The sequence below is a fragment of the Mucilaginibacter sp. NFX135 genome, assembly GCF_048565145.1.
Classification (GTDB): Bacteria; Bacteroidota; Bacteroidia; order Sphingobacteriales; family Sphingobacteriaceae; genus Mucilaginibacter.
This window is the reverse complement of the sequence record NZ_CP183412.1, coordinates 4010885-4034574: the sequence shown is the minus strand read 5'-3', so window position 1 is coordinate 4034574 and position 23690 is coordinate 4010885. Positions and strand designations below refer to the sequence as shown.

Annotated in this window: 21 protein-coding genes; 15 read left to right on the top strand and 6 right to left on the bottom strand. The window is 42.0% G+C overall.

The features are described from left to right. Both ACNURT_RS16700 and ACNURT_RS16695 read left to right on the top strand, forming a co-directional pair. A complete protein-coding gene (locus tag ACNURT_RS16700; RefSeq protein WP_419698666.1) occupies nt 1-885 on the top strand; it encodes a lysophospholipid acyltransferase family protein in 885 nt (294 codons plus the stop codon). Further along, the gene (locus ACNURT_RS16695; protein ID WP_419698665.1) at nt 882-1973 is read left to right on the top strand and encodes a glycosyltransferase family 2 protein; all 1092 of its coding nucleotides are present in this window, start codon (nt 882-884) and stop codon (nt 1971-1973) included. Before ACNURT_RS16700 ends, ACNURT_RS16695 begins: the two co-directional genes overlap by 4 nt. On the opposite strand, the gene ACNURT_RS16690 is transcribed toward ACNURT_RS16695, so the two are convergent. After that, nucleotides 1942-4476 carry a mechanosensitive ion channel family protein gene (locus ACNURT_RS16690; RefSeq protein ID WP_419698664.1) on the bottom strand — a complete coding sequence of 845 codons (2535 nt, stop codon included), beginning with the start codon at nt 4474-4476 and terminating at the stop codon, nt 1942-1944. The two genes, ACNURT_RS16695 and ACNURT_RS16690, sit on opposite strands and share 32 nt — an antisense overlap. 110 nt (nt 4477-4586) lie before the next feature. Next, nucleotides 4587-5009, bottom strand: a complete 423-nt coding sequence (gene aroQ, locus ACNURT_RS16685; protein ID WP_370995276.1) for a type II 3-dehydroquinate dehydratase — start codon at nt 5007-5009, stop codon at nt 4587-4589. 42 nt (nt 5010-5051) lie between these two features. Between aroQ and xerD the strand changes: the two genes are divergently transcribed. Further along, nucleotides 5052-5951: a site-specific tyrosine recombinase XerD gene (gene xerD / locus ACNURT_RS16680; RefSeq protein ID WP_419698663.1), complete on the top strand. Its 900-nt coding sequence runs from the start codon at nt 5052-5054 to the stop codon at nt 5949-5951. Between the two features lie 152 nt (nt 5952-6103). Further along, on the top strand, nt 6104-6442 hold the full coding sequence (locus tag ACNURT_RS16675) for a hypothetical protein (protein WP_370995278.1): 339 nt from the start codon (nt 6104-6106) through the stop codon (nt 6440-6442). 69 nt (nt 6443-6511) lie between these two features. Here the strand turns inward: ACNURT_RS16675 and prmC are convergent, their stop codons facing one another. Then, the gene (gene prmC / locus ACNURT_RS16670; RefSeq protein ID WP_419698662.1) at nt 6512-7390 is read right to left on the bottom strand and encodes a peptide chain release factor N(5)-glutamine methyltransferase; all 879 of its coding nucleotides are present in this window, start codon (nt 7388-7390) and stop codon (nt 6512-6514) included. Nucleotides 7391-7524: 134 nt separating this feature from the next. On the opposite strand from prmC, the gene ribD reads away from it, so the two are divergent. The 5 genes from ribD to bioB all read left to right on the top strand — a co-directional run bounded on the left by ribD (nt 7525) and on the right by bioB (nt 12984). Beyond that, nucleotides 7525-8574, top strand: coding sequence for a bifunctional diaminohydroxyphosphoribosylaminopyrimidine deaminase/5-amino-6-(5-phosphoribosylamino)uracil reductase RibD (gene ribD, locus ACNURT_RS16665; protein ID WP_419698661.1), 1050 nt, complete (start codon nt 7525-7527; stop codon nt 8572-8574). Between the two features lie 116 nt (nt 8575-8690). After that, complete coding sequence (locus tag ACNURT_RS16660) at nt 8691-9557, top strand: EamA family transporter (RefSeq protein WP_370995281.1); 867 nt, start codon at nt 8691-8693, stop codon at nt 9555-9557. A gap of 97 nt (nt 9558-9654) precedes the next feature. After that, nucleotides 9655-10269, top strand: a complete 615-nt coding sequence (locus tag ACNURT_RS16655; RefSeq protein ID WP_419698660.1) for an IMPACT family protein — start codon at nt 9655-9657, stop codon at nt 10267-10269. 140 nt (nt 10270-10409) lie between these two features. Then, entirely contained in the window at nt 10410-11765 is a 1356-nt protein-coding gene (gene mgtE, locus ACNURT_RS16650; protein WP_419698659.1) for a magnesium transporter, read from the top strand. A gap of 217 nt (nt 11766-11982) precedes the next feature. Then, a complete protein-coding gene (gene bioB, locus ACNURT_RS16645) occupies nt 11983-12984 on the top strand; it encodes a biotin synthase BioB (RefSeq protein ID WP_419698658.1) in 1002 nt (333 codons plus the stop codon). Nucleotides 12985-13166: 182 nt separating this feature from the next. On the opposite strand, the gene ACNURT_RS16640 is transcribed toward bioB, so the two are convergent. Continuing rightward, nucleotides 13167-13658: a YajQ family cyclic di-GMP-binding protein gene (locus ACNURT_RS16640; protein ID WP_419698657.1), complete on the bottom strand. Its 492-nt coding sequence runs from the start codon at nt 13656-13658 to the stop codon at nt 13167-13169. A gap of 328 nt (nt 13659-13986) precedes the next feature. Between ACNURT_RS16640 and ppk1 the strand changes: the two genes are divergently transcribed. The 6 genes from ppk1 (at nt 13987) to ACNURT_RS16610 (ending at nt 21611) form a co-directional block, all read left to right on the top strand. Next, nucleotides 13987-16032, top strand: coding sequence for a polyphosphate kinase 1 (gene ppk1, locus ACNURT_RS16635; protein WP_419698656.1), 2046 nt, complete (start codon nt 13987-13989; stop codon nt 16030-16032). A 1-nt stretch (nt 16033) separates the two neighbouring features. Continuing rightward, nucleotides 16034-16909: an exopolyphosphatase gene (locus ACNURT_RS16630; RefSeq protein ID WP_370995286.1), complete on the top strand. Its 876-nt coding sequence runs from the start codon at nt 16034-16036 to the stop codon at nt 16907-16909. Nucleotides 16910-17089: 180 nt separating this feature from the next. After that, the gene (locus ACNURT_RS16625) at nt 17090-17653 is read left to right on the top strand and encodes a UbiX family flavin prenyltransferase (RefSeq protein ID WP_370995287.1); all 564 of its coding nucleotides are present in this window, start codon (nt 17090-17092) and stop codon (nt 17651-17653) included. Between the two features lie 100 nt (nt 17654-17753). After that, a complete protein-coding gene (locus ACNURT_RS16620; RefSeq protein WP_419698655.1) occupies nt 17754-18122 on the top strand; it encodes an NINE protein in 369 nt (122 codons plus the stop codon). A gap of 240 nt (nt 18123-18362) precedes the next feature. Further along, the gene (locus tag ACNURT_RS16615) at nt 18363-19751 is read left to right on the top strand and encodes a S41 family peptidase (RefSeq protein WP_419698654.1); all 1389 of its coding nucleotides are present in this window, start codon (nt 18363-18365) and stop codon (nt 19749-19751) included. A gap of 168 nt (nt 19752-19919) precedes the next feature. Next, nucleotides 19920-21611, top strand: a complete 1692-nt coding sequence (locus ACNURT_RS16610) for a GH39 family glycosyl hydrolase (protein ID WP_370995292.1) — start codon at nt 19920-19922, stop codon at nt 21609-21611. A 601-nt stretch (nt 21612-22212) separates the two neighbouring features. On the opposite strand, the gene ACNURT_RS16605 is transcribed toward ACNURT_RS16610, so the two are convergent. Both ACNURT_RS16605 and ACNURT_RS16600 read right to left on the bottom strand, forming a co-directional pair. Continuing rightward, nucleotides 22213-22632 (bottom strand): ester cyclase, encoded by a 420-nt coding sequence (locus ACNURT_RS16605; protein ID WP_419698653.1) that lies wholly within the window; start codon nt 22630-22632, stop codon nt 22213-22215. Between the two features lie 427 nt (nt 22633-23059). Further along, complete coding sequence (locus tag ACNURT_RS16600; RefSeq protein ID WP_419698652.1) at nt 23060-23479, bottom strand: ester cyclase; 420 nt, start codon at nt 23477-23479, stop codon at nt 23060-23062. Between the last annotated feature and the right edge of the window lie 211 nt (nt 23480-23690).

Below are 23690 nucleotides of genomic sequence, written 5' to 3'. Positions count from 1 at the left end.
ATGATAAAAAAAGGGTTTTTGAGGTTAGGTATATTTTTTTTATACCTCATATCGCTGCTTCCCTTTTGGTTTTTGTACATTATATCTGATGTACTGTTTGTTATTATCTACTATCTGGTGCGTTACCGCAGGGATGTGGTTCAACAAAATCTGGCCAATTCCTTCCCCGAAAAAACGGCTAAAGAACGTCATGATATCGAATTTAAATATTACCGTTACCTGGCCGATCTGATCGTTGAAACTATTAAAATGATCACTGTATCAGAAAAAGAGATACAGAAAAGGGTAGTAGCTACCAACTCTGAGCTGGTGCACGAGTATTTTGCAAAAAGTAAAAGCATTATAGCCGTAGCCGGTCATTATTGCAACTGGGAAATGGCGGCGCTTAACTTTAATTTTGTTACCAACAAAAGGTTCATGATCGTGTATAAACCGCTGTCAAACGTTACATTCAATGAGTTTTTTATACAGGTACGTTCGCGCTTTGGGGGGCAACCGGTAGCTATGAAACAAACCATGCGCAAAATGGCCGAATACCGGAACGAGCTTACTGTAAGTGTACTGGTGGGCGACCAAACCCCGGTAATGCACGAAGTAAATTACTTTACTAATTTTTTAAATCAACCTACTGCCGTATTTTTGGGCATCGAAAAAATATCAAAAGCTATTGATGCCGCTGTGGTATTTTACGATATGAAACGCGTAAAAAGAGGTTATTACACATACACATTGGTTCCGTTAACAGAAAACCCCAAACAAACTGCCGAGCATGAAATTACCGATGCTCATGTGCAATACCTGGAAAGCATGATCCGGCGGGCACCGCAATATTGGCTATGGTCACACCGAAGGTGGAAGTTTAAGCCGGAGGATAAACATAAATGATCAACACACCTAAAGTTGCTGTAGTTATATTAAACTGGAACGGCGTTAAATATCTTAAACAATTCCTGCCATCGGTATTAGCTTCAACCTGGCCGGGGTTGGAAATTGTGATAGGGGATAATGCTTCTGCCGATGATTCCATTTCTTTTTTAAAGGAAAACTATCCGGCTATCCGGATCATTCAAAACGACAAAAATTACGGTTTTACGGGTGGATATAACCGGGTGCTGAACCAGGTTGAGGCCGATTACTATATCCTGCTCAACTCAGATGTGGAAGTAACACCCGGTTGGATAGAACCTGTGATCAGTTTAATGGAAAGTGATGAGCAGATTGCCGCTGCCGCGCCTAAACTGTTGTCGTTTGCGCAAAAAGACCAATTTGAACATGCCGGGGCAGCAGGGGGCTTTATAGATAGTTTTGGTTACCCGTTTTGCCGGGGCCGCATGTTTTATGAGGTAGAACATGATCTGGGACAGTATGAACAATCTGGTGAAGTATTTTGGGCATCAGGCGCGTCGTTATTTATTAAAAAGAAATATTGGGACGAAGCAGGTGGCTTTGATGAGCACTTTTTTGCCCACATGGAAGAAATAGACTTGTGCTGGCGATTAAAAAATCTGGGTTATAAGGTAATGTACTGTGCCCAATCAACTATATACCATGTTGGCGGGGGCACACTGAACGCCGAAAATCCATTTAAAACCTATCTTAATTTCAGGAACAACCTGTTGCTGCTCAAAAAGAACCTGCCTTTTTGGAGGGCATTTTTTGTGATCAGTATACGTTTTTGCATGGACCTGCTAGCTATATTCAGGTTTATGGCCGAAGGAAAGCGCAAGGATGCCTGGGCTGTAAGCCGTGCCCATCAGAACTTTGTATTGGGCCTGATGGGGATACGAGGTTCCGGGTATGGGGTTCGGGACTTTAATAACCGTACGGACAATGCGAAACCGCGAACCACGCAACACGCTTCAGGCACCATTAGCAAAAACCTGAAAGGTATGTACAAAGGCAGTATCGTATGGGCGTTTTTTGCAAAAAAGAAAACCAAATTTACTGATCTTGATCAGGCTGACCTGATTTAACATCATCAGTATCTTTTATCCCGGTTGTGATTTTTTCTTCAGCCTGAGTGCTTATAACCAGGGTTTCTTCTGGCCATATCAAATGTACATCCTGTTGAGGGAGTTGAATCCCTGCCTTGTTCAATACGTTATAAATATCGGCCAGTATCTGGCTTTTAAGTCCAACCCAGGTATTGATATCGGCAGCCCAGAAAAGTACCCTGAAATCAACCGAGCCCGCGGTGAGGTTATGCAGCAGTACCGATGGCGCCGGTATTTGCATAATGTCGTTATGTGCATCCAGTACGCCTTTTAATAAGCTTTTAACCTTTTCAATATCCGCTCCGTAAGCTACGGTAATAATAAGCTCTACCCGGCGGTTATTATTACTCAGCGTCCAGTTAATCACATGATGTGATATGAGGTCGCCGTTAGGAATAATTACTTCTGCACCATCTGCAGTGGCTATTTTACTTGCCCGTATACCAATATCCAATATCGTACCCGAGCGGCTGTCCACCTCAATAATATCGCCTACCTGTATCGGTTTTTCAAAGGCCAGTATCAGCCCGGAAACCAGGTTATTCACTATATTCTGCAAACCAAAACCAATACCAATACCAAAGGCACTGATGATGATGGTTATTTTATCAATAGGCACTCCTGACGCTGCTACCGCAAGGAAAAACCCCACTGCAATAACCCCAATGCGGATAAGCAGGGTAGAGGTGCGGTTTTTCTTCTTGAGCACATCCATATCATGCCTGTGTTTGGCAGATACATCATACAGATAGCTGATGATCTTGGAACTGATAGAGGATAACCAGATCACCGCGATAAAGATGATAACACTTTGAAAGGTGAACACGGTATTGGTACCGCCAATACTGCGGTTTGTGGTTAAAAACGCTTCAATATGGTCAAATACCGTATCCTCAACACTCAGGTTTTGAGTAAGCATCACTACCCATAACAAACTTGCTAAAACAGTAAGCACACTCCTGAACTTGTTTTTGAGTAACTGAAAGTCAATATACGAACTAAAATTATTGCTGTTCTTGCTGGCCTCCAGTTGTAAAAACAAAGCCTCCATAAGCATTTGTACAATATAATACATAGCGATGGCCAACCACAGGTTGTGCACGGCCGTTACCCCAATTATTTTAGCCAGACTAAAACGACCAAAAACGTTACATAAAAAGGAGGCGATTTGCAGTAAAATAAAAATTTTAAGCACGATACCGGTATACGGTAAGAAACCCTCGGGCGACTTTTTGATAACCGGTAATATCCTGATACTGATATAAGCCGAAGCCAGCCCAAGTAGCAGTACAGCGATCCTGTCGGCGTTAGTAACCTGTATAAACAGGTTACTGATACAATAAAAATTAGTGATGATAAACAGCAGCAGCAAATAATTGAACAGTGGTTTAGGGCAGGTTTTCCAGGATATGTATAGTATGGCTGCTATCAGGATCACAAAAAAGGTTTCCAATACAACTACCGGTGGATGGTCATAAAAGTTTGGAACCAGGGTAAAAGCGATGATCACCGCGGATGCGATAGGGTAAAGGATCACATAATTAGCCTGATTAAACACAGCATCGGGCGTATCATTGGCTTTTAATATCTTTTTACGGCTCGAATAAACCCAGGCTAAGAATCCTAATAATACCAGAAGTCCCGAAAGGTGGGTAAGTATATCGCGACCGATAAAAAAGCTGAAAAGCTTGGAGTTCATGGTAGCGGTTTTTGAAAGCGCTTCCTTAAAGTCACTGCCTTCGCTGGCTTTCATACTCCATATATTACTGTATTCGGCCGATAATGCCCTTTCGCCAAAGTCCCTTATTTTCTGATCTATCTGATCTTTAAGGTCAAGTATGGCTATGTATACCGATGAGGTGCGATTTTGCAGCAGCCCGATCTTTACCATCAGCTTTTTATTAACCGTATCCAACCGATGATATTTACTGTCGATGGCTATTTTTTGGATGAGGAAAGTAGTGGCCAGCGAACTGTCGGCCGGCAGGATCTTTAATGTGCTATCTTTGGATATCGCGTTCAGATCGTTCTGATTTTGGATCATTTTGGAGTTGATATCCGCAAGTTCATCCTGCCATCCATCCAGCTTGTCACCCAGGCGGGTTAAAACATCTCTTATCGTATACAAATAACGCAGTGTGCTCGATTTATCATTATCGATCAAAGATTTGATAACGCCCACGCTTTTTTCATAACGGGGCAATTGCGCGCTGATATCAACGGTATCGATCTTTTTGGAAAGATTGGCTTTGATCTGGTTAAAAGCCGAAGTATAATACTCAACTTTTTGTAGTAAATTATTGGTTGATGTATCAGATCGTTTAAGCGCCCGCATCATGGAATCGCGCGATAGAATGGCTGCGCGAAGCGAATCTCTTACTGATCGTGATTTTTTCTTTTTGGTTTGTGCCCATACATCCGCACCAGAAAAAAGGGTGACAAGCAGTAAGCAATAAGCGGTAACTCTATATAATTTATGCATCGGGATAAATACGCTAAACGCCTTGAGTAAATACTTTATTTTAGAAAATAATCAGATATAAGAATCAAGAATGTTTTCTGTCTTGATTCTTGGCTCTTGATTCTTGTGTCTTATTTTTCATTCACCAGATTTTCAATGGCCAGGCGGTATGAGTCCATGCCAAAACCAGCGATTACGCCCCGGCAATTAGCTGCCAGCATAGAGTGGTGCCTGAATTCCTCGCGTTTATGCACATTGGAAATATGCACTTCAATAACCGGTGTATTGATAGCCGCGATAGCATCGGCAATGGCTATTGACGTGTGTGTATATGCACCGGCATTAATTACAATTCCGTCATAAGAAAAGCCAATTTCGTGCAGTTTGTTTATAATTTCGCCCTCAACATTACTTTGATAATAATTAATGGTGATGTTTGCATAGCGCTGGCGTAAGGTGTCAAGGTAGGTTTCGAAACTGGAATCGCCATAAATTGACTTTTCGCGTACGCCAAGCAGGTTTAAATTAGGGCCGTTTATAATTTGTATATTCATTAGCTCAAACTTAAAAATAAATCATTTAAAAAAAGTAACAAATTGGAGTGGCGTTCGGCAATAAAAGGTTTTCAGGCCTATTTGAAGTTAGAAAAATCGCTTGCCGATAATTCTATTGAGTCGTACAGCCGTGATATTGAAAAATTATTTCAGTTTGCCGATGCGCAGCAAACTCAACTGAAACCAGAAACCATTACGCTGAGTGATCTGCGCTTGTTTATAGCCTGGGTAAATGAACTGGGCATGATCCCATCGTCTCAGGCCAGGATCTTGTCGGGTATCAAGGCTTTCTACAAATACCTGCTGATGGAGGACATCATCAAAACAGACCCCTCAGAGTTACTTGAATCACCCAGGATACAGCGTAAACTGCCTGATACGCTCAGTTATCAGGACATCAATAGGCTAATAGCGGCTATTGACCTGTCAAAGCCCGAAGGTGTACGTAACAAAGCTATATTGGAAACGTTGTACGGGAGCGGTTTACGGGTTTCTGAATTGACAGAGCTTAAACTGTCAAATTTGTACCTCGATATTGAATTTATAAAAGTAACAGGCAAGGGCAGCAAGGAGCGTTTAGTGCCCATTGGTGCAGAAGCCATTAAGGCGCTTAAAATATGGATTGAGCAGGTAAGGGTGCATACTGCCATTAAAAAAGGTGAGGAAGATATCGTTTTCCTGAACCGGCGGGGTACACGGCTAAGCCGGGTTTATATTTTTCTGCTGGTTAAAGAACTGGCCGAACGTATTGGGCTGAATAAAGCTATCAGCCCGCACACTTTCAGGCACTCTTTTGCCACTCACCTGGTAGAAGGAGGAGCCGACTTGCGGGCGGTACAGGAAATGCTGGGGCATGAAAGTATAACCACCACCGAAATATACACACACCTTGATCGCGAATACTTGAAAAGCACTATCAGTCAGTTCCATCCGCGTAGTTGATAGGTGAAAATTGTGATGGAATGGTATGGTAATTCCCCGACTGTGGCAGGATTTGCCCAGCTTGTTTTGTGAAATTTAATTAACATTACATAATACTGAGTTTAAGTTGGTTTCGGCATTTGAGTTGTTATGGTTAATTAAAGATTAATACCATGTTAGATTATATAGAAGAATTAAATGAGCTAAAGGAGTTGTTTGACGGCTTGGGCAACTATTCGAAAATTAATGCTTACGTGCTTCAGGTACTTTTAGAGCGCTACGATGGCGTGGTTGAACAATTATATTGTATTAATGATCAGGTGTTCCAGTCTTCGGTTGCTACAGTTATTGAAGCGGAAAATGAATTGAATATTTTAATGAACGACGAGCTGCCATCAGTTAAAAAGAAATTGATATTTGAAATAAATAAATTTAAGCTTAAAGTTGCCGTTAACAGCGATCTCAGCAGATACGGACACTATAAGATGATCCAGCAGATCAATTATAATTAATTAATAGTAACCGGTTGGTTAACAAGTAAAATACAAATAGGTTTATCAATTTCTGCAAGCCGCAGCCATTTACATGGCAGCGGCTTTTATCATTCTGTCGCGTCCGCTCATGTCCTGTTTTAAAATAATATCAACAAATCCCTTTTTCCGGAGCATTTCAACAGTTTGACTGCCATAATTTTCGTTGATCTCAAAAAATAATAAGCCATTTGCAGGCAGTTTAGCCAGGGCAAAATCGGCAATGGTATGGTAAAATAGCAGGGGATCATCCTCTGGTACAAACAAAGCGCTGTGCGGTTCATGATCAGTCACATTGATATGCATTTGTTGTTTGTCATGAAGTGTCACGTATGGTGGATTACTGACTATTAAATTATACATTTTGAATTTGGTGATTTGGGCCTTCCAGTCCAGAATATCACTATTCATAAAATTAATTTCAACTTTATTTAATGTTGTGTTAACCCTGGCGGTTTGCAGCGCAGTTTCAGATATATCAACTGCCGAAATATCTGCATTCGGCAGATTCTTTTTAAGACTGATGGCAATACAGCCGCTGCCAGTGCCAATATCAAGTATTGCTCCGTCAAATTGATTGCTGTTTTCTGCAAAATGTCCGCCGCAGGTTTCCAATATCCATTCCACCAGTTCTTCAGTTTCGGAGCGGGGTATCAATACCGAGGGGTTTACTTTAAAGGGTAGGCCATAGAATTCCGTTTCGCCTAAAATATATTGTATGGGTTCGCCGGTTTGTAGCCGGGTTAGTATGGTCTTTAGTTCTTCGCTTTGTTCGGCGCTTAATTCCCGCTCCGGGAACGCCTTAACAGATGCCTTTGATAACTTACTTATTTCGCTGATAGCCAATAAGGTAATGGCTTCTGTTTCCGTGCTATCGTAAATATTGTTCAGCTGTTTGTAATCTTCAAAAACATCCTTTATCGTAATCATGCAACAAAAGTAACGATTTAGCCTCACCTAAATCCTCTCCAAAGGAGAGGACTTTTGGAACCCTCTCCTTTGGAGAGGGCAGGGTGAGGCTAAATAATCATGCAACAAAGTAACATAAAAGCTACTTTTGCAGCATGCTTAAACATGAAAAATATATGCAGCGCTGCCTGGAGCTGGCCCAATTGGGTGCCGGACGGGTGAGTCCGAACCCACTGGTTGGGGCAGTTGTAGTTCATGACGACAAAATAATAGGCGAGGGCTATCACCAAAAATATGGCGAGGCCCATGCCGAAGTAAATGCCATTGCCCAGGTTATCTCCCGGTTTGATGATGCTGCAGAATTGTTAAAGCAATCCACCATATATGTTTCATTGGAGCCGTGTGCGCATTACGGTAAAACCCCGCCCTGTGCCGATCTGATCATCAAACATCAGATTCCCGTTGTAGTAGTAGGCTGCCGGGATACTTTTGAGCAGGTTGATGGCAAGGGCATAGCCAAATTAAAAGCTGCCGGCATCGAGGTAATAGTGGGTGTGTTAGAAAAAGAAAGCCAATGGCTTAACCGCCGTTTTTTTACACGGATACAAAAGCACCGGCCATATATTATATTAAAATGGGCGCAAACTAACGATGGTTTTTTTGCTCCTGATGACAATAGCCAGCTTTGGATCACCGGCGAGCAATCACGCAGGCTGGTACACCAATGGCGCAGTGAAGAGGATGCCATATTGGTGGGTAAAAACACAGTAGCCATTGACAATCCAAAGCTTAACGTGCGTTATTGGGAGGGAAGATCGCCTAAAAGGGTAGTGATTGACCGGCGACTGGAATTGGATAAGGACTTGAATATGTTTGATCAATCTGTTGAAACATTCATATTTAATGAGGTTAAATTTGATGTAGACGGTAAAAATAAATACATAGCCCTGGAAGATTTTGACCGTTATGTACCCCAGTATATTTTGTATCAGTTATACCTGCAAGATATCCAGTCGATTATTATTGAAGGCGGCGCCCGTACACTGGAAAGTTTTATAGAAGCAGGTTTGTGGGATGAGGCCCGGGTATTTACCGGGAAAACCGTATTAAAAAAAGGTATAAAAGCCCCGCAAATAACAGGTATAATTGCAGAAGAATTATCATCGGGCGATGACCGTTTGATGATAGTAGTGAATGGTGAGTAGTGAGTTGTGAAAACGTAATGTAAAGTGATTGCCTTTAAGGTTATGGTCTTTACTATTACTCACCGCTCGCAGGCCATCGCTCACCATTCACTACTCACCAATAACTATCCTATATCATGCTCTACGTTTTTTTAAGTATTTGCTGCAGCGTTGTAGTGTCGGTTTTGTTGAAACTGGCCAAGCGCTATCATATAGATGTATTTCAGGCCATCACCTGGAACTACTCTATGGCTATATTGCTTACCTGGATATTCTTTAAACCGCAGCTTGTTATCAGTTTTGAAGGCGCTCCAATTTATAATTATATAGCGCTCGGGATCTTGTTTCCTTCGTTGTTTGTGATCATGGCCTCGTCTGTAAGGCTGGCGGGAATCGTTCGTACCGATGTGGCGCAGCGGCTGTCATTGTTCATACCCATTTTCGCGGCATTTTTTATATTCAATGAGGCTAAGGATACCCTGAAGATCATTGGCATTGTATTGGCCTTTATTGCCATCCTGTGCTCCATCCCCTGGCAAAAAGCCTCACGCGATAAGGCAGCCAAAATCTCCTGGATCTATTTACTGATCGTTTTTTTAGGTTTTGGGGTTATTGATGTGCTTTTAAAACAAATAACCAAAGTGAGCAAAGTGCCGTTCACATCAGCCATTTTTGTGATCTTTATACTGGCCTTCGCGCTTTCCATGATCGGATTGATTTACCAGGTGGCTACCAAAAAAACAAAATTCTCCTGGCCGCATATCCTCATCGGGTGGATACTGGGTTTGGCTAACTTTGGCAACATTCTGTTTTATTTAAAGGCTCATCAGGCTTTGGCTAATAGTCCTTCGGCGGTATTCTCATCCATGAACATTGGTGTTATTATAGTAGGTACTTTTATAGGGATATTTATATTCAAAGAAAAACTGAGCACGCTCAATAAAGTTGGTATAGTAATAGCCGTGCTGGCCATTGTGGTTATTTATTTCCCGCAGCTTTTTTAATTATTGAATTATTGAGTTAGTAAATTAGTGATTTATTTGATTTTTAAATTGGTTTTTAGCTTTATGCTTTAGGCCTTCTGCTTTCCGCTTGAAAAAAATGCTTTTTGACGATACTTATAAAACTATAGACCTGCCAACCGAAGGCATCTTCCGCGATCGGGGGAGTAAATTTCTGGCCTTTGCTCATCCTATCAACTCTGAGAATGATATCAAAGGCATTGTAGCCAGTTTAAAATCAGAACATCCAAAAGCTAATCACCATTGCTGGGCCATGCGTTTAAGTATCGACAGGTCGGTGTTCAGGGTTAATGATGATGGCGAGCCTTCGGGCACTGCCGGCAGGCCGATACTTAATACACTGTTATCCCGCGATCTGACCAACGTTGTGGTTGTGGTAGTACGCTATTTTGGCGGTACGCTGTTAGGTGTTCCCGGATTAATTAATGCCTACAAAGTGGCTACTGAAGAGGCTTTAAATCAGGCAACCATCATTCATAAAACCGTGAACGATATTTATACCGTCAGCTTTGATTATCTGCAAATGAATGATGTGATGCGGATTATTAAAGATGATAACCTCGTCATACTCAACCAACAATTTGATAACGATTGCCGCATCCAGGTTTCCATCCGCAAAACCCAGGTGGAGCAAACTTTATTTAAGATCAGCAAGATAAATGGCGCTTTGGCGAAATACGATCACAGTCTTTGAGAGAGGAGTGAGAGTCAAGAAACAAGAATCAAGAGTTAGGATCAGGAAAGTAAAAGTAAATCAAGTAGTTAAATCCTGACTCTTGATTCTTGCCTCTTGGTTCTATAATTCCCGGCATAAATGACTATTTTAGTCGGAATATGCAATCTTTTGAAATCGATAAAACCGACCTGCTCCGCATTAAAGCCGCTTTGGAAAGCGATGATGTTGAGTTAGAGAAAGTTCTGCAGGGATACCACGCCTCTGAGATTGCTATACTGTTTGAGAAACTTCCGCAGGAAGCCAAAGAACGCATCATCAATATCCTGCCAACCGACATTGCATCGGAAGTAATTTCGGAAATGGACGAGGAACACCATCCCGAAGAATTACTGGTGAACCTTGACCCCGAGAAACGTACCGAGATTGTTGAAGAGTTGGATTATGATGATGCTACCGACATTATCTCGCAGTTGGATGAAGAGCAGCAGCATGAGATCCTGAAAGATATTGACCAGGAGGATGCCAGCAGCATCCGCGCGCTGCTCAGTTATGACGAAGATACAGCGGGCGGTTTGATGAACTCCGATGTTATCCGTGTAAATATTAACCTGGATAAAAAGGAGGCGCTTGATGAGATCATCCATCAGTCGGAAGAGATGGAGGATCTGTACACCATTTACGTGGTTGATGATGCGGTTACGTTAAAAGGCATACTCTCCATAAAAAAATTGATCAAGGCAAAGGCCGACGCGCGGATCAGAGACCTGGTGCAAACAACCTTTGTATATGTAAAGGCCGATGTTGACCAGGAAGAAGTAGCCCGTTTAATATCGCAATATAACCTCACCAATATCCCGGTGGTTGATGAACATATGAAACTGCTGGGACGCATTACGGTAGATGATATCATCGACGTAATGGAGGAAGAGAATACCGAGGACATCCTGAAAATATCGGGTGTATCTGAAGATGAAGAGCTGAGCGGTAACTGGAAAGACGCGGTAAAAAGTCGTTTGCCCTGGCTGATCATCAACCTGGGTACCGCCTTCCTGGCCGCATCTATCATTCGTAATTTCGATGCAACGGTAGCCAAGCTTTCCATCATTTCGGCTTACATGACCATTATCGCGGGTATGGGCGGTAACGCGGCTACACAGGCCCTGGCAGTTACAGTGAGGCGTATTTCATTGAACGATCTGAGCGATAAACAAGCTTATAATACCGTACTAAAAGAGTTTTTGGTAGGTATGATCAACGGCGCTGCCAATGGTTTGATCGTTTTTATAGTGGCATTTTTCTATGATGCCAACCCTATGCTGGGCCTGGTGTTGTTTTTAGCCATGACTGGTAACCTGATCATCGCTGGTTTAACAGGCGCGTCTATCCCGCTGATACTAAAGCGGGTAGGCATCGACCCGGCAGTGGCATCATCCATCATTATTACCACATTTACAGATTGTATAGGCTTTTTATTACCGCTTTGGCTGGCCACAAAGCTTTTGTTGCACCACTAAATTAATTATTGAATTATTGATTTAGTGAATTAGTGATTGGGCAAGTGTTTGTAATTTAGGTAGTTATTGGATTGTTGAGGCTTGATTGAATAGGATGGTTAGGATTCTGTTAATTCTTTAATTCTGTAAATTCTGATTCAAGACAATAAATCGCTAAATCACTAATTCACTAAATCACTAATTATTCTAAATTTGAACCATCAAAATCATAACAGAAATGACCGAGGTAAGATACAATTGGACAAAAGAAGAAATAGCTGAAATATACCATACCCCACTGCTCGACCTTGTTTACAAGGCCGCAACTATCCACCGCGAAAATAAGGACTATGCCGAAGTACAGATCAGCTCGCTGATCTCGATAAAGACCGGTGGTTGTTCTGAAGATTGCGCGTATTGCCCGCAGGCCGCGCGCTACAATACCGGTGTAAATGTACACGCCATCATGCCTAAAGACGAAGTGATTGCCGCCGCCGAAAAAGCCAAAGCCGGTGGTGCTTCACGCTTATGTATGGGTGCAGCCTGGCGCGAAGTACGTGACAACCGCGACTTTGACAAGGTAATTGACATGGTGAAGGCAGTGAATGCCCTGGATATGGAAGTTTGCTGTACCTTGGGTATGCTTACCGAAAGCCAGGCACAGCGTTTGGCCGATGCCGGTCTGTATGCCTACAACCACAACCTGGATACTTCTGAGGAAGATTATAAGCGTATCATCACTACCCGTACTTATGATGAGCGTTTACAGACACTGGAACATGTGCGTAAAGCCAAAATTACCGTGTGCAGCGGTGGCATCATCGGTCTGGGTGAAACAGTAGAAGATCGTATATCTATGCTTAAAACATTATCAAACCTGCCTAAACATCCGGAATCAGTGCCGATCAACGCATTGGTGCCTGTGCAAGGTACGCCGCTGGCCGATCAGCCAAGGGTATCTGTTTGGGATATGGTGCGCATGATTGCTACTACCCGTATCATTATGCCAAAAACGGTAGTGCGCCTTTCGGCAGGTCGTACAGAAATGAGCGTGGTTGAGCAGGCGTTTTGTTTTATGGCAGGTGCCAACTCTATTTTCGCCGGTGAAAAATTATTAACCACACCAAACCCATCATTTGATACCGATATGGCGATGTTTGAATTACTTGGCTTGTCACCACGCAAGGCTTTCAAAAATGGCCGTCCTAATGAAGTTAAAGAAGTTGAAGTAGCAGGATAATCCTGTTTGAAATAAAAGAGACACATGTAATGTGTCTCTACGTTATGATTTTTTGTAGAGACGCATCACATGCGTCTCTTTTTGTTTAGTGGCTGTCATGCTGAGCTTGTCGAAGCATGGTGGGAGGGCCTCTGCGCGCGATCCTTCGACAGGCTCAGGATGACAGGGCCATCAGTATCAAATCAGTCCCTCATATTAATAAACTGCAACGGCTGGCCAAAGTTTTCGCCGCGGCACAGGCTGATCACCGCTTGCAGGTCGTCAATTTTTTTACCCTGCACACGTACCTGGTCGTCCATGATGGAAGCCTGTACTTTAAGGCCGCTGTCTTTTATCTTTTTAACGATCTTTTTAGCTGCTTCCTTATCAATGCCTTCTTTAACTTTAATCTCCTTGCGGATCATATTGCCCGATGCATATTGCTCTTTACCAAAATCCAAAGCGTTGGAGTCCAGGTGCTGTTTCACCATACGGCTGATAATGGAATCCTGAATGGCTTTTAAGCGCATATCATTCTCAGTAACGATGGTGATCTCATTGGTTTTTTTATCCAGGTCGATAGTGCTTTTTGAATCGTTAAAATCGTAACGGTTCAATATCTCTTTTTTTGCGGTATTGATAGCGTTATCAAGCGTTTGTCCGTCTATCTTGCTTACTATATCAAATGTTGGCATAAGTAAATGGTTTTATAAATGTTCACAAAACTAAGTAATTTATAGTTTATAGCGTATAGTTCATAGTTGATGGTTCATAGATCATAGTCGCTGGTTGATGAATTGTTAAAATATTATTCATGACTTTCGGTTTATTGAATATATCAATCTTTATACTTAATATACAGCTAAAACTATGATCTATGAACCATGAGTCATCAACAATTGCCTATGAACTATGATCCATGAACTATGTGTGAATAAAAACTCGTTAAATACTAATGAGTTAATATTAAGTTAACAAATAAATAAGCAGTTTTGTAAACGTGAGCCCAGGCGGGCAATTTATATGGATAAACAGGTTCCCTTAATAAACAGAGAGATAAGTTGGTTATATTTTAACGATAGGGTTTTGCAGGAAGCTGCCGACCCAACTGTTCCGCTAATTGAACGGGTAAGGTTTTTAGCCATATTTTCATCCAATCTTGACGAATTTTATCGTGTACGGGTAGCTACCATGAGCCGCCTGGCCAACCTGAACGAAAAATCAAAGGAAATTCTGGGCTACAATCCCAAAAAGATCCTTAACCAGATCAAAAACCTGGTTGTAAAGCAGGAGCGCAAATTCAATAACCTTTATGAAAACATCATTGTAAAGGAACTTGCCGAAGAAAAGATCTTTTTGCTGAACGATAAGCAGCTTAATGTAACCCGCGGCGCCTTTGTTAAAACCTATTTTAGGGAAAAGTTATTGGCTACGCTGGTGCCCATTATGTTGGATGATACCATGCCGCTGCCCGAACTGCGCGATAGAGCTATTTACTTTTTTGTAAAGCTCACCAAAAATAAAAAAACAAGGTTCGCGCTTATAGAGTTCCCGGATAATCTTTCCAGGTTTATAGCGCTGCCCGAAACCAATAATCTGAAGTTTATCATTCTGCTGGATGATATTATCAGGTATAGTCTGGAAGATATATTCTTCATTTTCAACCACGACAGTATCGAGGCTTATTCCTTGCAGCTCACCCGCGATGCGGAGCTCGATCTGGATAAAGAAGTGAGTGAAAAGTTTATCGATTCGTTATCTAAAAGCCTGCAAAAACGCAAAAAGGGTAAACCCATGCGTTTGCTGTATGATAGCGAAATGCCGCTGGATATGTTAAAGTACCTGGTGAACAAGATGGGCCTGCATGGCGAAAGCCTGATACCAGGTAACAGGTATCACAATTTTAAAAATTTTATCTCGTTCCCCAATGTTGGCCGGCCCGAGTTGGAATACCCTAAATATCCCCCATTACCGGTTGAGGATCTGTCGTTTGGTAAAAGTTTGATTGGGCTGATCGCTAAAAAGGATTACCTGGTGAGTACACCATACCAGTCGTTCGATTATATCATCCACTTTTTACGAGAAGCCGCTATTGATCCCAAAGTACGGGAGATCAGCATTGCAGTATACCGCCTGGCCGAAAATTCACGGGTGATACACGCGTTGATCAACGCGGCCAAAAATGGCAAAAAGGTAAACTGCCTGGTTGAGCTGCGAGCCCGGTTTGATGAGCAAAACAATATTTTCTGGAGCAACAGGCTCGAAGAGGAAGGCGTGAACGTATTGTATGGCGTAGCCGGTTACAAAGTGCATTCCAAAATATGCCTGGTTACGCGTGTAGAAAAACGGAAACTGGCCTATTATGCCTGCCTTTCAACAGGTAATTTCAACGAAAAGACGGCCCGTATCTATGCGGATCATACCTTGTTTACAGCTAATCCTAAAATCACCGGCGATCTGGTATTGGTTTTCAGAGCCCTATATAAAAACGCTTTGCCAAAAGGGCTCAAGAATTTAATAGTATCACCTATTGATTCCCGACCGGCTATTTACCGGTTGATCGATAACGAGATCAAGAACGCCAAAGCTGGTAAAAAGGCTTACATGATATTAAAAATGAACAGCCTCGCCGATGAGGACCTGATCACTAAGCTTTACACTGCCAGTAATGCCGGCGTTAAGATCAGGATGATCATCCGCGGGATGTGCTGCCTGATACCCGGCGTGAAGGGATATAGCGAAAATATTGAAGTGATCAGCATCGTTGATAAATACCTGGAGCATGCCCGTGTGCACATTTACTGCAATGGCGGTAACGAGTTACTGTATTTAACATCTGCCGATTTTATGACCCGTAACATTGATAACCGCATTGAAGTTGGTTTCCCGATATATGACGAGCAGTTACGCAAGGAGATTAGGGATGTAATTGATATACAACTGCATGATAACACCAAAGCCCGGGAAATAAACAGCCAGAACAATAACAAATATCATAAAACTCACTCTGCCGAGTCGCATCGCGCGCAGATTGAAATATATAATTATCTAAAAGCTAAAAATAAATAAATTGAGATACGCCGCTATAGACATAGGTTCAAACGCCGTGAGGCTTTTGATTGCTGACATTATTGAAAACAATGGTTCGGTTTCTTTTAAAAAGAATACCCTGATCAGGGTACCATTACGTTTGGGCGATGACGCGTTTATACAGCACCATATTTCTGAGCGTAAAACCAATGATCTTTTAAAGGCGATGCAGGCTTTCCGTAACCTGATGGATGTGTATAAGGTAACCGATTACCTGGCCTATGCCACATCGGCTATGCGCGAAGCCGAAAATGGGGAAGAGGTGGCCAAACTGATTAAACAGGAAGCCAATATTGATCTGGAGATCATCCACGGATCAAAAGAAGCCAAAGTGATCTACGCCAGCCATGCCGACCAAAATATCGATAAAAGTAAAAACTACCTTTATATTGATGTGGGTGGCGGCAGTACCGAGCTTTCCCTGTTTTCAACCGGTCAGCTCATGGCATCCAAATCATTCAACATAGGTACCATCAGGATACTGGATAACCAGGATACCGAAGAAACCTGGAACGAAATGAGGGATTTTATACGCGAACATACCCGCGGCTTTAAACAGCTGGCAGGTATTGGCACCGGCGGCAACATTAACAAATTGTACAAACTCTCTGAAGAAGAAAACGAAGCGCCGCTGAGCTTTAACAAGCTCCGCCAGCTTTATACTTACCTCACATCTTTCTCCCTTAAAGACCGTATTAACGTGCTTGGCCTTAATCAGGACCGCGCCGATGTGATCATACCTGCCTGCGAAATATATCTTACCGTTATGAAAAATGCCGGTATTAAGAGTATTTACGTACCCAGGGTAGGTATGGTTGATGGTATTATTCAATTACTTATCGAAAAGAATTTATAAAAACTTAACGTAAAATTATTTTTACAAATTTGTTTATTAATTTCAAAACTCTTATTATATTTGTAGTGCCCTCTCAAGGGCATGTTTTTCATAGGTAGATGTAGGGTCGGGTACTTGTTATTCGACCCTTTTTTATGCCCGTAACTTTGGTATGTTTGCGTTGCTGTTGAAGGATTAATTATGAAGAAGAAGATCGTAGTTGCCATTACGGGTGCCAGCGGCGCTATTTACGCCCGCCTGTTGTTAGAAAAACTAAGCCAGTTAAAAGATCAGGTACAGGAAGTGGCCGTTGTAATGTCTGACAATGCCAAGGACGTTTGGCGTTTTGAGCTCGATAATGAAGACTTTAGTCAGTACGATTACCACTTTTATGCTAAAAATGACTTTATGGCGCCCTTTGCTTCCGGATCGGCCAGGTTTGATACCATGGTGATCGTTCCCTGCTCTATGGGTACGCTGGGCCGCATAGCAGCCGGTATCTCTGACGATCTGATCACCCGCGCTGCCGATGTGATCCTTAAGGAACGCCGCAAACTAATCCTGGTAGCCCGCGATACCCCTTTAAACCTTATCCACATCCGCAATATGGAAACGGTGACCCAAGCAGGCGGTATCATCTGCCCGGCCATCCCCTCATACTACAGCAAACCCAAAACAATCGAAGAACTGGCCATGACGGTAATAAACCGCGTAATTGACCTCATTGGCCTGGAAAACGAAAGCTACAGGTGGAACGGGGAGTAATACCCGGTTTATGTGATGAAACTTAGATGAAACGTAAGGTGTTATTTGTTTGAGAAAAAGTTTTATATTGCCTTAACTTAAACTTTAAAGCATTTTAAAAATGAAATCTAAATCAACTGCGTACATCTTATGGTTTTTTCTTGGTCTTATAGGCGTTCATAAATTTTATTTAAATAAAACAGGTATGGGAATACTATATTTTTTTACCTGCGGAATATTTTTTATAGGCTGGTTTATTGATTTGTTTACATTAGGCAGTCAAGTTGATACATATAACGCATTATTTGGACGATTTGGTAATACAAACCATAATAATAACGTGAATAATATAGTTGTAAACGTTCCACATGCAGTTCAGAAAGAACAGTCAAGCCTTTCAGATCAATTACATAAACTATACGATCTTAAAGAAAAGGGTATTTTGACAGAAGAAGAGTATAATATTCAAAAAAGCAAGGTATTGTCTTAAGGGAAATATTTCGCTTTTAGCCTGTAATCGGTGTTATCACCGTACCCTCATTGCTGGTTGACATTCTATTCATAAAATATACATGATAGTGGTGCGATGATAACACCGACTGTAGGTTCAATAACAAAGCTCGGTGAGGTATCTATCGAAAATAGCATAATTTTTAATAGAAAAAGTAACAGCAGACACCATCTTTCAATAGCCAAAACTTATATTTGAGATTATTAACTGAGCCTGTCCATGAAAAAAATCTGCTACTGCCTTTCCCTGGTATTTCTAATGACGGGTTTTCGCCCGGTTTTTGCTCAAATTGATACCGTTTCCAATCTTTCATCGGCCGATAAGTTGTATGGACTGAGTAAATTCTGGTCGGAAGCAAAATACAATTTCGCGTATTTTGACCATGCCAAAATTAATTGGGATAGTACCTATCAGGCCTATATCCCCAAAATACTAGCCACAAAAAGCACCTGGGAATATTATCTGGTGATGCAACGGTTTTGCGCTTTGCTAAAGGACGGTCATACCAATATTGATTTTCCACAGGCGTTGATGCCGCACGCATCAAGATATAGATGGATCAATATTGAAAATTTTGATAAGAAGCTTATTGTAACCGATATCCCGGTTCAGTTTAAAGATCAGGTGCCCCTGGGATCTGAATTGGTAAGTGTGAATGGGGTAGAGGCAAAAGCCTATGCCGAAAAGGAGATCATTCCCTATATCAGCTCATCAACAGAGCACGTGCTTTGGAATACAGCCGCGGCTATGATGTTTTATGATACCGATACGGCTAAAGTATGGCATTTAAAGCTACGGTCACCTAAAGGCAAGCTAATAGATTACAACTATCAATACCATACCTATCGTGCCAATTGGGTGAGGCGGGCAACCAATAATACACCCCGGAAGGTGTTGGATTACGAAAATATAGATGGAATAGCTTATGTGAAACTGAACAGTTTTGGCGACGAGTCGATCGTTACCGAATTTAAAAAGATAGTGCCCGAACTGTATAAATGTAAAGGCGTAATCCTTGATCTGCGCGGTAATGGTGGTGGCGACAGCGGTATTGGGGCTGAAATATTGATGTATTTTACCGATCAGAAGGTTTTGGTGGGCTCTGCCTGGAAAACCCGCGATAACTTGTCGGCTTACCGGGCCTGGGGAACTTATGAACTAATGGATACCACCCAAAAAGATAAATTATCCAACTGGCAGCAAAAATCAATAGCATCAGCCAAAGGCGAATACTGGTACAAGGGCGATACGATGACATTTAACAACGATGTTAAGGAGCAAAAAATAAAATCGCCGCTGGTGGTGCTGTGCGGAAACAACACGGCTTCGGCCGCAGAAGATTTTCTGATCACACTGGATGGCTTAAAAGATTGTGCAACAACTATTGGGCAGCGCACCTATGGCAGTACTGGTCAGCCCTTGCCACTCACTTTACCCGGCTTTACAGCCCGCATCTGTACCAAGCGTGATACCTACCCGGATGGCCGCGACTTTGTAGGTATAGGCGTTATCCCGGATATTGAAGTACCCCGCACTCCTGATGATGTGATCAATGGCACCGACGCTGTGTTAAAACGGGCCCTAAAAGAAATAAATAGTAAGAAGTAGGTATCCTGCCACACGCTTTTTAGCCTGTGGTCGGTGTTATCACCGTAACACTCATTGCTGGCTGACATTCTATTTATAAAAGTAGTGCGGTGATAACACCGACCATAGGCTGAAAATAATAATGAGTTTTAGATCAGGTTTAATTACATTGAAATACAATTACGAGTAATGCTGAAAAAAGTAAAGACCATCCTTATATTACTGCCATTCCTGTTAAAAAATCTTAGTGCACAAGAAGTCATTAGAAAGGCAGACATTCATGTTGATCTATCTGTTGAGAAAGGACCGATGAAGCCATTTTGGGCTTGGTTTGGCTATGATGAGCCAAACTATACCTATATGAAGGATGGTAAAAAATTACTTACCGAAATTTCGGCGCTAAGCCCGGCGCCTGTTTATGTAAGAACGCATAGTTTGATGGTTACCGGAGATGGAGAAGCTGCATTAAAATGGGGATCGACCAACATGTACACGGAAGATTCAAATGGGAATGCTATTTATAACTGGAAAATTATCGATTCTATATTTGATACCTACATTAAACGGGGGATGAAACCATTTGCTCAAATTGGTTTTATGCCCCAGGCACTTTCCACTCATCCGGAACCTTATCGCCACCATTGGAAACCTGGAGATCCTTATAAAGATATAGCAACCGGTTGGACATATCCGCCCAAGGATTATAAGAAATGGGGTGATCTCGTTTATAATTGGGTAAAGCATTCTATAAACCGATATGGTAAAAAGGAGGTGGAAAGCTGGTATTGGGAGGTTTGGAATGAGCCTAATGGCTTTTACTGGAAAGGGACCGAACAAGAGCTTTTTAAACTTTACGATTATGCGGCTGATGGCGTAAAGCGCGCTCTTCCTTCCGCTAAAATAGGCGGGTTTAACGTGGCTGGTACATCTGGAAGAGGGGCGCAGCAGATGCTTAATGATTTTATTAAGCATTGTACAACAGAAACTAATTATGCAACAGGTCATACAGGATCGCCACTTGATATCTTAACCTTCCATGCGAAGGGGCAGCCATCAATAGTTAATGGAATGGTGAGGATGAATGCTTCACCTCATCTTCGTGATATAGAGGCTGGGTTCAAAGTAGCAACCGCTTATCCTGAAACAAAAAATATCCCTTTAATTGTAGGTGAGTCTGACCCGGAAGGATGTGCTGCCTGCGGTATGGCTACAGATCCACAGAACGCCTATCGGAACGGAACTTTGTATCCGAGTTATACAGCGGCAACTATAGCTCGCGAATACGAATTAGCCGATCAATACAAAGTAAACTTAAGAGGTGCCGTAAATTGGAGTTTTGAGTTTGAAAACCAACCCTGGTTTTACGGCTTTCGCGATCTGGCGACTAATGGTGTGGATAAGCCCATTTTAAATCTTTTCAGAATGCTGGGCAAAATGACAGGGAGTAGAGTGAAGGCCCAAAGCAACAGGATGTACCCCTTGAAAACCATGCTTGATTCCAGTATTCGCGGGCCATTGTCTGATATTGGCGTATTAGCTTCAAAAGACAAAACAACGGCAGGGATACTTATCTGGAATTATCATGATAATGATGAAAAAAAGCCAGCGGAACAAGTATCTCTACAGGTTGAAAACATACCTGTTAAAAGCGTTAGGCTGGCGCATTACCGGATTGATGATCAGCATAGCAACTCCTATGAAGCTTGGAAAAAGATGGGCTCACCGCAAAGCCCGAGTGCAGGGCAAATAGCAGAATTGGAGAAGGCCGGGCAGTTACAAACTATTGGCACGGCGCAAAATATAAACGTAAAATCAGGAAAAATAAATATAAATTTTGATCTGCCCCGCCAAGGGATATCATTTATAAAAATAGACTGGTAGCTTCTGCTTTAGCTGTATCGAAACCAAAGCGCCGGTAGGAGTAAGGGGTTCGATGATATCACCAGCCCACTGTCTGATTCTCTGATTTCAGACGATTATGCAGGTAGTCTTCAGACTACATGAACCGCGTTATACTTTTTAGCCTGTGGTCGGTGTTATCACCGTACAACTCATTACTGGCTGACGTTCTATTCATAAAACATACATGATAGCGGTGCGGTGAACACTACAGGTGTTCGGAAGATTGAATTTCTATAAAAAATTTGTCATTTTAGCCTGTGGTCGGTGTTATCACCGTACCACTCATTACTGGCTGACGTTCTATTCATAAAACATACATGATAGTGGTGCGGTGAACACTACAGGTGTTCGGAAGATTGAATTTCTATAAAAAATTTGTCATTTCGATAGAGCAAGCAGTAGGGACGAGCATAGTGCGAAAGAGAAGTCTTCTGTTACATACAAAGCCCCAATTGCAAATCGTAGAAGATTTCTCCTCGTTCCTTGTTCGAAATGACACACTTTTTATTTTTTTCGAACACTTGTAGTGATAACACCGACCATAGGCTGAACTGCTTTTATGGCTAATATAATGAGTGAATTAATTCGTTGGGAAAGCTCCTATTTGTTGCAATAACCCAAGTAAATCTGGTTGACCATATTCTTCAATAATTTGGGCATCCGAAATGCGATAAAAATTCATGGCTTGCACATGAATGGATTTTTCAGTTGGCGGGACTCCAAAAAAGGGAGCTTTATGCGTTCCATGCATGGTAAATCGCACCGCCACTTTTTCATCCTCAGCAACCCAGTCTTCTATTTTCCATTGCATGTCAGGAAATCCGCTGCGCATCATATTGATTATTTCGAGATATCCGCCAGGGCCACGCATTGGTTCGGGACGTCCAGGAACGTAAAAGACCGCCTCTGGCGAAATTACTTCATTTGCAAGTTGTGGGCTTGCTGTATTAATGAACTCCAGAAAACGGAGCATTAAAGCTTTGTTGGTTTCTTCTTTCACGCTATAATTTTTTTACAAATGTCGTGAGTCTCCACCAATCCCCTGTTAACCTATTTTAAGAAATACCCTTAATATAAATTAAGGGTCAACGGCAAATAGTGTCATTTTAGCCTGTGGTCGGTGTTATCACCGTACCACTCATTACTGGCTGACGTTCTATTCATAAAACATACATGATAGTGGTGCGGTGAACACTACAGGTGTTCGGAAGATTGAATTTCTATAAAAAATTTGTCATTTCGATAGAGCAAGCAGTAGGGACGAGCATAGTGCGAAAGAGAAGTCTTCTGTTACATACAAAGCCCCAATTGCAAATCGCAGAAGATTTCTCCTCGTTCCTTGTTCGAAATGACACACTTTTATTTTTTTCGAACACTTGTAGTGATAACACCGATCATAGGCTGAACTGCTTTCATAAATGGGTGAATTAATCTGTTGGGAAAGCTCCTATTTGTTGCAATAATCCAAGTAAATCTGGTTGACCATATTCTTCGATAATTTGGGCATCCGAAATGCGATAAAAATTCATGGCTTGCACATGAATGGATTTTTCAGTTGGCGGGACTCCAAAAAAGGGAGCTTTATGCGTTCCATGCATGGTAAATCGCACCGCCACTTTTTCATCCTCAGCAACCCAGTCTTCTATTTTCCATTGCATGTCAGGAAATCCGCTGCGCATCATATTGATTATTTCGAGATATCCGCCAGGGCCACGCATTGGTTCGGGACGTCCAGGAACGTAAAAGACCGCCTCTGGCGAAATTACTTCATTTGCAAGTTGTGGGCTTGCTGTATTAATGAACTCCAGAAAACGGAGCATTAAAGCTTTGTTGGTTTCTTCTTTCACGCTATAATTTTTTTACAAATGTCGTGAGTCTCCACCAATCCCCTGTTAACCTATTTTAAGAAATACCCTTAATATAAATTAAGGGTCAACGGCAAATAGTGTCATTTCCCTGCGGATTTTACTGAGAAATTCAGGGGTGATCCCCTTGCTGTCTGATTCTCTGACTTCAGACGATTATGCAGGTAGTCTTCAGACTACATGAAACCGCTTG

Excerpts from the sequence above, each read along its gene's own strand:
- ACNURT_RS16700 (WP_419698666.1), top strand. The coding sequence starts at position 1 with ATGATAAAAAAAGGGTTTTTGAGGTTAGGTATATTTTTTTTATACCTC.
- ACNURT_RS16690 (WP_419698664.1), bottom strand. The coding sequence starts at position 4,476 with ATGCATAAATTATATAGAGTTACCGCTTATTGCTTACTGCTTGTCACC.
- ACNURT_RS16610 (WP_370995292.1), top strand. The coding sequence starts at position 19,920 with ATGCTGAAAAAAGTAAAGACCATCCTTATATTACTGCCATTCCTGTTA.
- ACNURT_RS16640 (WP_419698657.1), bottom strand. The coding sequence starts at position 13,658 with ATGCCAACATTTGATATAGTAAGCAAGATAGACGGACAAACGCTTGAT.
- ACNURT_RS16620 (WP_419698655.1), top strand. The coding sequence starts at position 17,754 with ATGAAATCTAAATCAACTGCGTACATCTTATGGTTTTTTCTTGGTCTT.
- ACNURT_RS16655 (WP_419698660.1), top strand. The coding sequence starts at position 9,655 with ATGCTTTTTGACGATACTTATAAAACTATAGACCTGCCAACCGAAGGC.
- ACNURT_RS16615 (WP_419698654.1), top strand. The coding sequence starts at position 18,363 with ATGAAAAAAATCTGCTACTGCCTTTCCCTGGTATTTCTAATGACGGGT.
- ACNURT_RS16625 (WP_370995287.1), top strand. The coding sequence starts at position 17,090 with ATGAAGAAGAAGATCGTAGTTGCCATTACGGGTGCCAGCGGCGCTATT.
- ACNURT_RS16660 (WP_370995281.1), top strand. The coding sequence starts at position 8,691 with ATGCTCTACGTTTTTTTAAGTATTTGCTGCAGCGTTGTAGTGTCGGTT.
- prmC (WP_419698662.1), bottom strand. The coding sequence starts at position 7,390 with ATGATTACGATAAAGGATGTTTTTGAAGATTACAAACAGCTGAACAAT.
- aroQ (WP_370995276.1), bottom strand. The coding sequence starts at position 5,009 with ATGAATATACAAATTATAAACGGCCCTAATTTAAACCTGCTTGGCGTA.
- ppk1 (WP_419698656.1), top strand. The coding sequence starts at position 13,987 with ATGGATAAACAGGTTCCCTTAATAAACAGAGAGATAAGTTGGTTATAT.
- mgtE (WP_419698659.1), top strand. The coding sequence starts at position 10,410 with ATGCAATCTTTTGAAATCGATAAAACCGACCTGCTCCGCATTAAAGCC.
- ACNURT_RS16695 (WP_419698665.1), top strand. The coding sequence starts at position 882 with ATGATCAACACACCTAAAGTTGCTGTAGTTATATTAAACTGGAACGGC.
- bioB (WP_419698658.1), top strand. The coding sequence starts at position 11,983 with ATGACCGAGGTAAGATACAATTGGACAAAAGAAGAAATAGCTGAAATA.
- ribD (WP_419698661.1), top strand. The coding sequence starts at position 7,525 with ATGCTTAAACATGAAAAATATATGCAGCGCTGCCTGGAGCTGGCCCAA.
- ACNURT_RS16675 (WP_370995278.1), top strand. The coding sequence starts at position 6,104 with ATGTTAGATTATATAGAAGAATTAAATGAGCTAAAGGAGTTGTTTGAC.